Raw genomic sequence first — 12,001 nt, 5'->3', positions numbered from 1 at the left:
AGCCGGGGTATCTTTTTTATTGAAGGGTACAACAAATTATACAGGTGAAAGAAAGGTTGCCTGCGGAAGGAGAAACTTAGGGGTTAATAAAGCACTAGTAAGGACGTTGTTGTTATTTTCATATGGATCTGTCAAAAACAGAAGCAGTCCCGCAACTAATTAACTCCCTATTTATACAGAGGAGCACAGACTTTATACATGATCCTTTTCAGGAAGGGAAATAATGTAGGGTAAGGGAGGGCTTACCTTGCAAATTTATTTTTCGCCGGAGTTTTTTAAGGAAGACTCACAAGTATTAAACATCGTTACACAAAATAACGAACCTGTCGGATACCTGACTTTTTTAATGAAAGACAAGAAGATGTATGTGTTCGGCGTACTCGAAAATGAAGGCGTCACAGAAGACTTTAAAGATCTTGTGAAGCCCTATGTACAGGGACTTCTGAAAATCGATCCTGAAATGGATGTGTATTCCTATCTCACAGCGGGGGGAAAGAAGCTCGATGTGGAGTTTCAGGGTAAGAAAAAAGGATGATGTGAAAAGCGGGGCGATTAGTCCGGCTTTTTTTTGGCTTATTGGTGGTTTATTAGAAAAGTTGATTGCAGCGAACGCACGACACTCCTGCGGGAGCGACGAGCGGTTTCACCACAATAAGCTACGAGTTGCTTCGACGCATATATCTACGTAGCGTTACTGGTAGAGGAAGAAGCAGGTATAAACCTCGAGGAGGCTCACCGGCGTCCCCGCGGAAAGGGAGTGTGGTAAGCGTAAATCAACATATGAGTTTAACAGAGCGTTTATGAAAAATCCCCCTTGAACGAATTAAAAACATTAGTGATAACTTCCTCCTCGTCCTAATAAGATGTACAAGCGAAGCTTCTTATGATGGAGGGCGATCGATGACGATATTTTTCACCTACGTACTCTTAGGCTTATCACTTGCCGCACCGATCGGGCCGGTGAATGCGGCCCAGCTCGACCGGGGAATTAAAAACGGTTTTTTCCATTCGTGGCTTGTGGGCCTGGGAGCTACCGCAGCTGATGGTTTTTACATGCTTCTTGTGTTTCTTGGCTTTGTTCATTTAATGGACGTGCCGTTTATTCAGGTTTTTTTATGGCTGTTCGGCTTCTTCGTCCTTGTGTATACAGGGATCGAAAGCCTTCTAGGGGCAAGAGAAATCACGATGATCCAAGAGGATTACCGAAAGGTCCAGACCTACACAAAGTCGTTCTTTTCGGGGTTTATGATGTCTCTTTTTAACCCTCTTACCATTTTGTTCTGGCTCGGGATCTTTGGATCTGTTCTGGCAAAAACAGTGAGTGATTATGGAATCGAGCAGATTATCATTTATACAGGAGCGATTTTTCTCGGTATCGTCGTCTGGGATCTGACGATGGCGTTTCTGTCCAGCAGCTTAAAGCGGGTACTTACTGACCGCTTCCTTTATTTTGTCTCGATCCTGTCAGGAACATCACTCATCGGATTCGGGATTTATTTTGCTGTACAGGCATTTAACGTCTTATTTTTGTAAACAGGCTCGGTGCGTCCGGTGTTTTCGGCTTGTTCCAGTGATTGCGCATGAAAAAAGTGATGATGCCAACGAGACCGACAAAGATAAGGCTGATAAAAAAGCCGGGTCTGCTCGTCTCGTGAAACAGTGTACCGAAAATGACAAGGCCCACGAGAAGAATGCCGCCGAACCGTTTGAACTGCTGAAACCCGGTGAGCTCCTGCAGACGCCCGTATGAAGCTAAAATAAACAGCCAGTTATACAACAGCATAATGCCGGCGGCGGTAGTGAAGTATTCATAAACTTTGCCCGGCATTAAAATAGAAAGAATCACGGACACGATAACCCAGAATGCCATAAAGCTGATGGCAGGCAGGGCGACCTTATCGTGTATTTTTCTGCCTAAAAAAGCAGGTGCATCGTTGTCCTGGGCAAGGACGGTCAGAATCCGGATCACAGCAAACATGGATGCCACCATCGTTGAGAATCCGGCGATGATAAATACCCCGTTAAAAAGGTTCACCACATACGGGATTCGGTACCTTGTAAGGGCGGTTACGAACGGACTCTGGTCACTGGCGAATGTATCCCACGGTACCATCAGAATCGTAAGGCCGATGGAAGCGACATAAATAAGGGCGAGCGTAGACAGCATAACCTTTCCCGTTTTCGTTGCGTCGGTCATTTTCTTCAGGCGGACCGTTAACAGACCGACAATCTCAATACCTCCAAACCCGTAAAATCCATAAATAAGGGCAGGCAGAAGCCCTTTTACTCCGTTAGGAAAAAGGCCGCCATAGGCTCTGGGGACCATGAGTCTTCCCGGGGGCTTTACACCAATAAAGCCGAGGATGGCAATGACGGCCAGGATAATAAACATGAGAATGGCTGCCACTTTCATGACGGCGAGGACATTTTCCACCCGGTCAAAGCCCGAAGAGCCGAGGAGAATCACAAAAATTCCCAAAGCCGCATAGATGGCTGCAAAAATCCACAGCTGAACGCCTGGAAGCCAGAATTGTGTAAAGATGGCAAGAGCCGTGAGCTGACTTCCCATGATTAGAATTTCCGATCCCCAGTACACCCATCCGCTTGTAAACCCGGCCCAGTGTCCGAAAGCCTTGCTGGCATACGTTCGAAAAGAACCCGTCTGAGGGTCGTCGATCGTCATTTTTGCCAAGGCTTCATATACGAAATACGTTCCGATAGCGGCAATAATATAGGCGAAAACAGCAGAGGGACCTGCCATTTGAATGGCGATCGTAGATCCGAGAAAGAAGCCCGTTCCGATGGTGGCAGCAACCCCGAGGAGGGCAAGCTGCAGCCAGTTTATTTTCTTTTCAGCACTTTTCTCTGCATTGGAACCCATACAAATGGCCACCTCCATTTTTCCTGACCCGTTTATTTTTAGGAAAAGTGGCAGGGTTTATGTAAAAGCTGGCGAAAAGAGATGGGGCATGCAAATAATTATCAGGGAGATGATGTTGATGAAACAGCAGGCAACACCATATTTGAGCTTCGACGGACAGGCAACAGAAGCACTCGGCTATTACAGTGAAGTATTTGAGGGAGAAGTGGTGGAAAAGCAGACGTTTGGCGAAGCGGACTTTCCGACACCACCTGAGGCTGAAAACCGTATCCTTCATTCAAGATTTAAAAAGGGGGAACTGGTATTCATGGTTTCCGATACGTTCCCCGGCCAGCCCGTTACTGAAGGAGGTCACGTGGCCCTTGTTCTCGAACTGGCCAGTGAAGTGGAAATCATGACCCTGTACGACCGGTTAAAAGAAAAAGGAACGGTATTAATGGAGCTGCAGGACACGTTCTGGGACGCAAAATATGCGAAGATAAAAGATCCCTTCGGCGTAACCTGGGATTTGAACTTTTCGAAAGAGAATCGGTAAGCCGAATGCAAATGGGGGTCACTTTCGAGATCAAACTGGGGAAAAGCCTTAGATAGTCAACTTTTTTTGTGAAGTCTGTACATGGTGGAGCGTAAATGCGGTGGATGGTGTGCCTGCTTTTGCCATGCAGGTACATGACAGTGAGGAAATTTCGCAGGTGGTGTACTTACTTTTACAAAGAAGTGGCTTAAAGAAAATCTAAAAAAGGCTGTCTCAGGTGAAAACTACTGAGACAGCCTTTTTCTTTATGATTTCATCACAGTCTGGGTTTTGGAAGTTTTCTCAAGGTCCTTCGTTGACGATTTCGTCTTTTTCACTTCGGTAATCACAAAGCCGCTTTTCGGGATGGTGGGCATCCGGGACATGCTGTAGCTCAGGTCCTGCTTGGGCACCGTGTAGCTCACGTGGTCACTTACATATTTGAAGAAAGCTCGCATGATAAGTACGGTCATCCACTCCCCGGCGCAGCGATGGCCAATATGATGATCACCGCCTCCTTGCGGGATAAAGGAAAAAGGACTTTCCTTCCAGTCCTTAAAGCGCTCCGGGCGGAATTCATCGGGGTTGTCCCAGGATAGGGGATGGCGGTTCGTCCCAAAAATATCGAGAACGACAAGCATGTTTTTCTTGAACTGGTACTCGTGCCAGGTAAAGTCCTGCTTCACTTTTGCCGCCATCGCCGGGGCGAACGGATAGTAGCGCCGCACCTCCTGGGCGAACATGTGACTGTAGTTGTCTTTGTCTTCTTTTACTTTCTGAACCACTTGATGGTGTTCAAACAGTGCGACAGCACCGAAAGTTAAATAGTAGGCTGTGGCAATGAGCGGGCGGATGACGTTGTTTAACTCAACTGCAGCAGTGTGATCGTCAAGTGGCTTCCCGTTCATTTCACGATGGTTTGCAATGATATAGGCAGCGGTGTTGGCCGGTGGGGCGAGCTCCCCGTTCCGGATGGCTTTGATGATTCCTTTCAGCCATTTTTCCTGGCTTTCCCTTGCTTTTTTTCCAGCGTTGAACCGGGTAATTGAACCGCCGAAAGAGTCGACCATGGCAGCCAGTTCACGGGTTCGTTGTTTGACTTCTTTTTCATCCAATGGAACGCCTGCCCATTCACAGCCGGTGCGGGTCAGTACTTCCTGAACTTCGTTGAAAAAAATGACTTTGTCCATCTTCTCCCATTCTGTGACTTTGGCGTCAAGCTGACGGATGACGATGCGCTTTAACTCTTCCAGGCGGTCAGGTGTCATCATGGAGAGAAACATCCGCTTCCGGTGCTTGTGGGGTTCCCCGTCCATGCCGTGGGCGCCGCCTTTTCCGAGAAGAGACTTTTTCAGCGGTGCAGGAGCGGCACCTTTTCGCTTGAACAAGTTATTGTCATAAAATACTTTGGCTGCATCTTCACCGCCGATGCAGACGACTTTTTTGCCAAGAAGACGGGTTTCAAACATGTCGGAGCCGAGCTCACGCCGCCTCTTTGGTAAAAAATCAAAGCCTTCTTTAATGAGAGTGAGTGTGTTGTCAAAACCTTTTGCTTTTGGGATGGGGGTTTTTACGTTCATAGGTCATCTCCTTTTTATTTTTATGTAGATTTCTCCCGAGTACAGTTGGTTATTCCCGCTCTGGTGGTTTCTGTAAACTTCAGGTTTAGGCGGGGCGGAGGGGATCTGATTCTGGGCTGAAGCTCTGAAGAATGGCCCCGGCCGGAAATCGGCTGGTCTGTGATAAGAGGAGAAAGGGATAAGACAATCCGCTGTGAGGTTTCGGACATGCTTCTTTTTTTCCCACATAGTATTGAAGAAAGAGGAGGTGCAAAGCAGATGTTTCGCGTGGTGGGACTGTTTGTGGGATTTGGGTTTTCGGTGCTGGGCGGGATAACGTTTGTGGCGTACCTGAACTTGTTTACGGTGGGATTTTCGTTTATGAAGTATGTGCTGTTTATGGCGCTCAGGCTGGAGTCGTATTTGTTTTTTGCGGGGATCGGGATGATCTGGCTGGCGATTTATTATCCCGGGAAAAATGAGGACGAGGAGAAAAATATATAGAGTGTGGAATAAACTGGATAGTGTCTGCCCATACTTAGGAATAACAAAAAAGCCAATGTGCAAGGGGGTTCCGAAGCGATGCTGCACTTGAGGGACGTATGGGTAAACTGGTTTGAAGGTGAAGAGAACGGATACAACGTGTGTGAGTTTTTTGAATGGCGGAAAGAGGACCGGATTGAGCTTTTGGATCAGGCGGTGATTATTAAGCTGAGTGAGGATCTTTTTGACTACATAGAGAATTCGCTTCAGGAATTGCCGGAGGAGCTTCTGGCGGATGTACACCAGCAGAGCTATGTGAGAAAGAACAGTCAGCGCCAGGAACTCGATTATTGTTTTGTTGCAACGGACGGGGATCGTTGTCTTGTGGTGGATACGATGGGGTACCACACGCCTGTGCGGAAGAGTCGGATGGTGCCGCGTCAGGAGGGGCAGGTGCTTGAGCTTGTGAAGGACGAGCCTATGCGTCAGTACTTTATGGGCTACTATAACGGGGCGCCTGAAAAGGAGTACCATATTCTTTCGCCGGATCCGTCGTTCATGCACGGGCTGATCCGCCGTGAGCGGCAGGTGAAGCAGATTTTGTTTATGGCGCTGGATCAGCTTTATGCGGAAGCCACGCTGGCGGAGCTTCGGTACTGGTATACGGAGTGGGCTCCTGAGAAGTATGCGTTTATTCAGAACTGTGGATTTGATGAGTGCTGGGACGGGCTGTTTGAGGATATTAAGGACGGCTGGTCAAAAAAGCATGATGACTACTGTCAGGCGATGATCAAGGGGCAGCCGTTTTTCGAGAAGCTGTGGGATCTGCAGCAGGGTGAGAGTGTGAAATAGGAGATTGGATGAGCAACCGGTGGGGGAAGAGGGTTCCTTTGCCGGTTGTTTTTTTGTGAGGGGGGAGTGCGGAGGTAGAGGTCGAATTTTGTCGTAAATTGACTAATTCTCTTTATGTGAGCCAAAAGTCTGCATAAATGGTCTGAAGTTCTCCATAAACAGCCCCGAATTCTCCATAAAACCGTGAAAAGTCTGCATAAATCAAAGAAAGTTCTCCATAAAAAAGAACCGCCCCAACGGACGGTCCTCCAAACATACCTATCTGCGCTTCCTCTCAAGTCCCATCGCTCTTTCTGCTTTCGAAAGGGTCTTGCGGGCGTGGCGGTTTGCTTTTTCCGCCCCTTCATCCAGAATGCGGTCGAGCTCATCGCTCCCGATGAGTTCATTGTAGCGGTCCTGGATCGGCTTGAGTGCCGCAACGACCACCTCTGCCAGGTCACCTTTGAAATCCCCGTAGCCTTTGCCTTCGTATTTCGCTTCAAGCTCTTCAATGCTCATGTCGGAGAAAAGAGAGTAGATGGACAGGAGGTTGGATACGCCAGGCTTATTTTCCTTGTCGTAGCGTACGATTCCTTCCGAGTCTGTAACGGCACTCTTAATTTTCTTCGTAATTGTCTTTTCATCATCGAGCATGGAGATGAAGCTCTTCTGGTTTTCGGCAGACTTGCTCATTTTTTTCGTCGGCTCGGTCAGTGACATGATGCGGGCGCCTACTTTCGGGATCCGCACTTCAGGCACGGTAAAGATATCGTTATACTTGTTGTTGAAGCGCTCGGCTAAATTGCGGGTAAGCTCGAGGTGCTGTTTCTGGTCTTCCCCGACCGGAACGATGTCGGTGTTGTAGAGAAGAATGTCAGCCGCCATCAGCGGTGGATAAGTAAGAAGACCGGCTGAGACGCCTTCTTTACCTGCTGATTTGTCCTTAAACTGGGTCATGCGCTCGAGCTCACCGATGTAGCTCACGCATTGAAGCATCCATGCCAGCTGGGCGTGGCCCGGAACTTCCGACTGAATGAACAGAGTGGATTTTTCCGGATCGATTCCAGTGGCCAGGTAAAGAGCAGCAAGGGAGCGGGTCTGCTTTTTAAGCGCTTCTTTATCCTGGGGGACGGTGATGGCGTGCTGGTTGACGATACAGAAATAACAGTTGTTGTCTTCCTGGAGTCCGACGAAGTGTTTCATCGCACCAAGGTAATTACCGATGGTCAGTGTACCGCTTGGCTGAATGCCTGAAAAGATGGTTTTCATTCGTTTATCTTCCTTTCGATTTGAGATTACGGTTGCGTTTTGAGCATACAAAAAGGCCCATCGCTCCTGTAAAACAGGGACGATGGACCGCGTTGCCACCCTGGTTATTTTTCCTCAGTGGAAAAATCACTCATTACCCTCGGCGTGCATGACGCGAAGGGGTCTCATTGTAACGTATGAGAAACGTCAAAGCCTACTGAGCCGGGTGCGGCTGTTCGGTTTGAATGCTCGAAAGTCCATTCCGCCAATCTGCACTGTCTGCTCGCAGCAACCGCAGACTCTCTGGTAATGCATGGAAAAGCGTACTCTTCTTTCTCATCGCAATCGTATGTATTGAAGCTATTATAGCGAACCTCTGGTCAATAAGCAACAGGACTAATTATCAGAAAAATAAAACTTTATGCTCACTACTTGCATTTTATCCAAAAAGAAGGCAAGATATAAGGCATGTTCATATCGAAAGACACTTGTCCGTGTGTCATGGACAATGTACAACAAGAAGAACAGGGGGAAAAAAAGATGAAGCTCATACTCAAACTCGTCATCGGTATCGCAGCCGGTATTTTAATCGGTCTTATGAATATCGATGGGGTTACGCAGCTTTTTGTGACAATCAAGGAATTGTTCGGGCAATTTATTAATTTTGTTATTCCATTTATCATTTTATTCTTTATCGCAGCAGGGGTCTCAAAGCTTGGCGGCGAGTCGGGCAGAATGGTCGGTACGACAGTTGGAACAGCCTACCTCTCCACGTTTTTAGCTGGTGTGGTGGCTTTCTTTATTGCCGTTGCCATTGTGCCTATGCTTTCGACGGAACAAGCTCCTGTAGCAGAAGGTGAAGGGCTTCAGCCGTTCTTCCAGTTTGAAATTGAACCTCTGATGGGCGTTGTAACCGCACTTGTAGCCGCATTCCTGTTTGGTATCGGGATTGCGAAAACAAACAGCCTGACGCTTATGAAAGTCATTGATGAAGGTAAAAACATTATCGATCTTGTGATACGTAAAATTATCATTCCATTTTTACCTGTATACATTGCGAGTATCTTCGTTGAAATTGCAGCAGAAGGGGAAGTGTTCAACACACTGAGCGTCTTTGGTGTCGTGCTTCTCGTGGCGATTTCAACTCACTGGCTATGGATCGTGATTCAGTTTATCACAGCCGGTGCAGTAACAGGACAGAATCCGTTCAGAGCTCTTAAGACAATGCTCCCGGCTTACTTTACCGGACTTGGTACGATGAGCAGTGCGGCTACCATTCCTGTTACGCTTGCCCAGGCGAAGAAAAATAATGTCCGTGAAGAAGTGGCAAACTTCGGTGTGCCGCTCTGTGCCACGATTCACTTGAGCGGAAGTGTCATTACGATCGTGACGACAGCAGTGGCTGTCATGAGTGTTCTCGGTGAATACTCTGTACCGACATTTGGTCAGATGGTTCCCGTTATCGCGATGCTCGGTGTGATCATGATTGCAGCACCGGGTGTGCCGGGCGGGGCGATTATGGCGGCACTCGGAGTGCTCACCACACAGCTTGGTTTCTCAGAAGCCGCAGTCGGTCTGATGATTGCTCTTTATATGGCTCAGGACAGCTTCGGAACTGCCACTAACGTTACAGGTGACGGAGCGATTAACATGATCGTCAATAAGTTCAGCAAGAAGGAAAGTGCAGCAGAATAAACCTTATCAAAAGGATGTCCCGAAAGGACAAAGGAGATTGGCAAATAGCTCCGCACGCTGCACGCCCGGCAGGAGAAACCCACTCCTGCCGGGCTCTGTAAAGAGGGCAGCAGCTCTGCTCATTGCTTTGAGGTTGACTCAAAAGGTAAAACCGACCTTTTGTGTCAACCTCTTTTGTTCTCTAAAGCGGTGGGGGACTGTCCCCGCACGATTTTGTGTAAAATTGTGGGGGAGTTGTGTCATGAGAAAAAGCCCCTTTAGGAAGAGGCTTTTACCTACCAGCTACTTTAAGTTAACGATTTCTACAGGACCGTGGTCGTCGCAGTGGTCACCGTGGACGTGGTGCAGGCGGCCGTCTACGAGATAGTCCATGTGATCGCCGTGGGGAACCATTTCGTGACCGCAGTCCTCTTCATGATTACACCCGCAGCTGATTTTGTTGCAGTCATCAGGGTTGGTTTCGCTTACGGGAATGGTACACTCGTCCCAGTGCCCATTATGTTCGTGATGCAGATGGCCGTTATGAACGTAGTCAATGTGGTCACCGTGACGGATTTTCGTGTGACCGCAGGCGATGCTGTGCTCGTGAGGATGGTTTTCGTGAACGTCATGTTTATGATCTTTTGACATAAGTATCCCTCCTTAGTTCATGGTTTTCCCAATCCGTGATGAAACTAACCCCTTGTTCTATTGTAAAAAAATCATCCTATTCATTTTTTCCGTAAATGGACATACCTTTATAGGAGACAAGTCTTTTTTAGGGGGAATGGGTATGGTTGTTAAACGATTTCGGCAGTGGCCGCTTGTAATTACGTGTCTGCTCCTGGCAGCGGGAGCTTTCTGGGCCAGTCAGTCACAGCACGACTGGGCGTTGTCCCAGCGGGCGATGGTTGCTGCAGATGAAGGCGTTCATGAAGGAAACCAGATCGTAAACTTTACGTTGCCGGACACGCAGGGTGTAAAGGAGAACCTTTATGATGTTATTGGGGAACAAAAAGCGGTCGTCATCTTTTTTACCACCTGGTGTGAAGTATGTACGGAGCACTGGGCGGGGTTAAAAGAGATGAAGGAAGCGGGAGGACTGGCTGACACGCAAATCGTCGGGGTTCATTTAAAGGACATTGATACCAATGCCGACCTCAAGGAGTATTTCAGCGGCTGGGAGTCCCTCCCTGTGTTCGTCGATACAGACGGCCAGGTCAAAGAACAGTTTGAAATCGTCGGAATGCCGACGGTGTACCTTGTAGATGAGAACCAGAAAGTATACAAACGTATTTTAGGTAGCCTGTCTCCTCAGATGCTGGAGTCGGATCCGTTCTTTAATGAATAAAGAGTAAAAAAAGCCAGGTGCCTCTCAGCCACCTGGCTTACTTGTGAGGTTAATCGTAAATCGCAGACCAGACAACGTAAGTAATTATCACAATTTTCAATAACAATAGTTTTTACTTTAAATAAAGACATGGAGCTTGAATTCCATGTCCTTAATTTTTTTTGATTCTTTACCTAAAAGGATCCTGTTACTTTAAATTTAATACTTCACAATGTTTACACAACACAATGAACTCAATCGTCATTTCCTTAAGATGCCTTCTTATTAAGAAATGAGCCCTTAACCTCCACGTGTTATCTTTCTTTTAACATCGAATATTTTCCATATGCTTTATAGAAACTTATACCGAAAAGAACAATCATAATTGCCGGTGACAGCTTTAAAAGGACAAAGGGAGTTTCAAATAACAATGCTTTCCAGAATAATGAACCTTCCATACTCCAAAGACCTTGATGATATAATAAACCCGAGTCCATGTAGAGCATAAAAGAAAAAGTCAAACAGAGCGTACCGAGCCAAAACGAATAACCCATTATTCTTTGATAATAATTTCCCTTTGACTGACGATCAGAGAAGATTTCATTTTGAGCATCGTTTTCTTTTTGCCAGTATCGAATGCCGCTATACCAGGGCCTCTTAATATCCTTCCAGTCGAAATCCTCATACACCTCTTTGTAATCCTCGTACTTTTCCTTGGATAAATAATCCTGATAATCAAGGCGCATAACATATCTCTTTTCAGTTTTTTCGAAAGTGTATATTCCCGGGCCGCTAATATTTGTACAGCGATAGCCTTTTTGTAATTGCTCGTTCAGCCATTGCTCCTCTTTTTCAATATCAAAAAATACTTTAAACTTCTTCATTTCACTCACTTCCTTCATACAAAGATAAAATATGCAATAGCCGTTCCTGTTCCATTTTTAAAATGGCGTTACCTTCTGCAGTAATCTTATAGATTTTTTTCCGGCCTGAATTTCCTACTGGTTCAATCCAGCCATGTTTATTCAGGTTTTCAATTGCACCGTATAAAGTACCAGCAGCTAAAATAACGGTACCGTTACTTATTTCTTCTATCTTCTGCATTACGGCATAGCCGTGGAGAGGCTCACGCAGAGCTAATAAAATATAATGCATGGTTTCAGACAGCGGCAATAATTTATGTTTCATATTTTTACCCCTCTATTCAGTTCGACTATTTAGTTCAACTTAATATTAAAGTAATACAGTTCAACTGAATAGTCAACACCATTTTTTTCTAATTGAAAGGATTTGAAGCAAACTATTTGTAATAAGGAAAAAAACTTAGGCAAATCACACTGAAATCACAAGATGAATATATTTATTTCCACCAATGAAGTGAGGGGGGAATTCCTTGTTTGCACCTTTGAAGTGAACCCGTTACTTCTCGAACAGCTGGTTTGTTTTAGCAACCTTTGTATGGAAACTCGGTGTGGTAAGGT

Annotated in this window: 13 protein-coding genes and 1 other annotated feature; of the genes, 7 read left to right on the top strand and 6 right to left on the bottom strand. The window is 46.5% G+C overall.

The annotated features are described in order from the left end of the window. Positions 1-247 precede the first annotated feature (247 nt). Together JSY36_RS10195 and JSY36_RS10190 are read left to right on the top strand one after the other, a co-directional pair. Positions 248-535, top strand: a complete 288-nt coding sequence (locus JSY36_RS10195; protein ID WP_122897443.1) for a hypothetical protein — start codon at positions 248-250, stop codon at positions 533-535. A gap of 365 nt (positions 536-900) precedes the next feature. Next, positions 901-1,533, top strand: coding sequence for a LysE family transporter (locus JSY36_RS10190; RefSeq protein WP_205166305.1), 633 nt, complete (start codon positions 901-903; stop codon positions 1,531-1,533). Here the strand turns inward: JSY36_RS10190 and JSY36_RS10185 are convergent. Then, positions 1,514-2,881: an amino acid permease gene (locus JSY36_RS10185; protein WP_205166304.1), complete on the bottom strand. Its 1,368-nt coding sequence runs from the start codon at positions 2,879-2,881 to the stop codon at positions 1,514-1,516. The two genes, JSY36_RS10190 and JSY36_RS10185, sit on opposite strands and share 20 nt — an antisense overlap. A gap of 118 nt (positions 2,882-2,999) precedes the next feature. Between JSY36_RS10185 and JSY36_RS10180 the strand changes: the two genes are divergently transcribed. Continuing rightward, entirely contained in the window at positions 3,000-3,416 is a 417-nt protein-coding gene (locus JSY36_RS10180; RefSeq protein ID WP_205166303.1) for a VOC family protein, read from the top strand. A 245-nt stretch (positions 3,417-3,661) separates the two neighbouring features. Here JSY36_RS10180 and JSY36_RS10175 read toward each other — a convergent pair whose 3' ends face one another. Then, positions 3,662-4,975, bottom strand: a complete 1,314-nt coding sequence (locus JSY36_RS10175) for a CYP152 family fatty-acid peroxygenase CypC (RefSeq protein WP_205166302.1) — start codon at positions 4,973-4,975, stop codon at positions 3,662-3,664. A 258-nt stretch (positions 4,976-5,233) separates the two neighbouring features. On the opposite strand from JSY36_RS10175, the gene JSY36_RS10170 reads away from it, so the two are divergent. Beyond that, positions 5,234-5,458 (top strand): YuzI family membrane protein, encoded by a 225-nt coding sequence (locus JSY36_RS10170; protein ID WP_205166301.1) that lies wholly within the window; start codon positions 5,234-5,236, stop codon positions 5,456-5,458. A 78-nt stretch (positions 5,459-5,536) separates the two neighbouring features. Beyond that, the gene (locus JSY36_RS10165; RefSeq protein WP_205166300.1) at positions 5,537-6,289 is read left to right on the top strand and encodes a YjbA family protein; all 753 of its coding nucleotides are present in this window, start codon (positions 5,537-5,539) and stop codon (positions 6,287-6,289) included. 258 nt (positions 6,290-6,547) lie between these two features. Here the strand turns inward: JSY36_RS10165 and trpS are convergent, their stop codons facing one another. Then, the gene (gene trpS / locus JSY36_RS10160; protein WP_122897436.1) at positions 6,548-7,537 is read right to left on the bottom strand and encodes a tryptophan--tRNA ligase; all 990 of its coding nucleotides are present in this window, start codon (positions 7,535-7,537) and stop codon (positions 6,548-6,550) included. A gap of 72 nt (positions 7,538-7,609) precedes the next feature. Next, positions 7,610-7,865, bottom strand: a binding site (T-box leader). A 191-nt stretch (positions 7,866-8,056) separates the two neighbouring features. Between trpS and JSY36_RS10155 the strand changes: the two genes are divergently transcribed. Beyond that, positions 8,057-9,211 (top strand): dicarboxylate/amino acid:cation symporter, encoded by a 1,155-nt coding sequence (locus JSY36_RS10155; protein WP_122897435.1) that lies wholly within the window; start codon positions 8,057-8,059, stop codon positions 9,209-9,211. A 282-nt stretch (positions 9,212-9,493) separates the two neighbouring features. Here JSY36_RS10155 and JSY36_RS10150 read toward each other — a convergent pair whose 3' ends face one another. After that, the gene (locus JSY36_RS10150) at positions 9,494-9,841 is read right to left on the bottom strand and encodes a hypothetical protein (RefSeq protein WP_205166299.1); all 348 of its coding nucleotides are present in this window, start codon (positions 9,839-9,841) and stop codon (positions 9,494-9,496) included. 142 nt (positions 9,842-9,983) lie between these two features. On the opposite strand from JSY36_RS10150, the gene JSY36_RS10145 reads away from it, so the two are divergent. Beyond that, positions 9,984-10,541 (top strand): peroxiredoxin family protein, encoded by a 558-nt coding sequence (locus tag JSY36_RS10145; RefSeq protein WP_205166298.1) that lies wholly within the window; start codon positions 9,984-9,986, stop codon positions 10,539-10,541. A gap of 293 nt (positions 10,542-10,834) precedes the next feature. Here JSY36_RS10145 and JSY36_RS10140 read toward each other — a convergent pair whose 3' ends face one another. Next, the gene (locus JSY36_RS10140) at positions 10,835-11,404 is read right to left on the bottom strand and encodes a DUF2812 domain-containing protein (protein WP_205166297.1); all 570 of its coding nucleotides are present in this window, start codon (positions 11,402-11,404) and stop codon (positions 10,835-10,837) included. A 1-nt stretch (position 11,405) separates the two neighbouring features. Then, the gene (locus JSY36_RS10135) at positions 11,406-11,708 is read right to left on the bottom strand and encodes a PadR family transcriptional regulator (protein WP_205166296.1); all 303 of its coding nucleotides are present in this window, start codon (positions 11,706-11,708) and stop codon (positions 11,406-11,408) included. Positions 11,709-12,001 lie beyond the last annotated feature (293 nt).

This window comes from Alteribacter salitolerans (assembly GCF_016901055.1).
GTDB lineage: Bacteria > Bacillota > Bacilli > Bacillales > Salisediminibacteriaceae > Alteribacter > Alteribacter keqinensis.
Note: the sequence above shows the minus strand (reverse complement) of the source record. Positions and strands in the feature narration are given on the sequence as shown.

Coding starts and splice junctions, on each gene's coding strand:
- JSY36_RS10190 (WP_205166305.1), top strand. CDS start 901: ATGACGATATTTTTCACCTACGTACTCTTAGGCTTATCACTTGCCGCA.
- JSY36_RS10185 (WP_205166304.1), bottom strand. CDS start 2,881: ATGGGTTCCAATGCAGAGAAAAGTGCTGAAAAGAAAATAAACTGGCTG.
- JSY36_RS10180 (WP_205166303.1), top strand. CDS start 3,000: ATGAAACAGCAGGCAACACCATATTTGAGCTTCGACGGACAGGCAACA.
- JSY36_RS10175 (WP_205166302.1), bottom strand. CDS start 4,975: ATGAACGTAAAAACCCCCATCCCAAAAGCAAAAGGTTTTGACAACACA.
- JSY36_RS10170 (WP_205166301.1), top strand. CDS start 5,234: ATGTTTCGCGTGGTGGGACTGTTTGTGGGATTTGGGTTTTCGGTGCTG.
- JSY36_RS10165 (WP_205166300.1), top strand. CDS start 5,537: ATGCTGCACTTGAGGGACGTATGGGTAAACTGGTTTGAAGGTGAAGAG.
- trpS (WP_122897436.1), bottom strand. CDS start 7,537: ATGAAAACCATCTTTTCAGGCATTCAGCCAAGCGGTACACTGACCATC.
- JSY36_RS10155 (WP_122897435.1), top strand. CDS start 8,057: ATGAAGCTCATACTCAAACTCGTCATCGGTATCGCAGCCGGTATTTTA.
- JSY36_RS10150 (WP_205166299.1), bottom strand. CDS start 9,841: ATGTCAAAAGATCATAAACATGACGTTCACGAAAACCATCCTCACGAG.
- JSY36_RS10145 (WP_205166298.1), top strand. CDS start 9,984: ATGGTTGTTAAACGATTTCGGCAGTGGCCGCTTGTAATTACGTGTCTG.
- JSY36_RS10140 (WP_205166297.1), bottom strand. CDS start 11,404: ATGAAGAAGTTTAAAGTATTTTTTGATATTGAAAAAGAGGAGCAATGG.
- JSY36_RS10135 (WP_205166296.1), bottom strand. CDS start 11,708: ATGAAACATAAATTATTGCCGCTGTCTGAAACCATGCATTATATTTTA.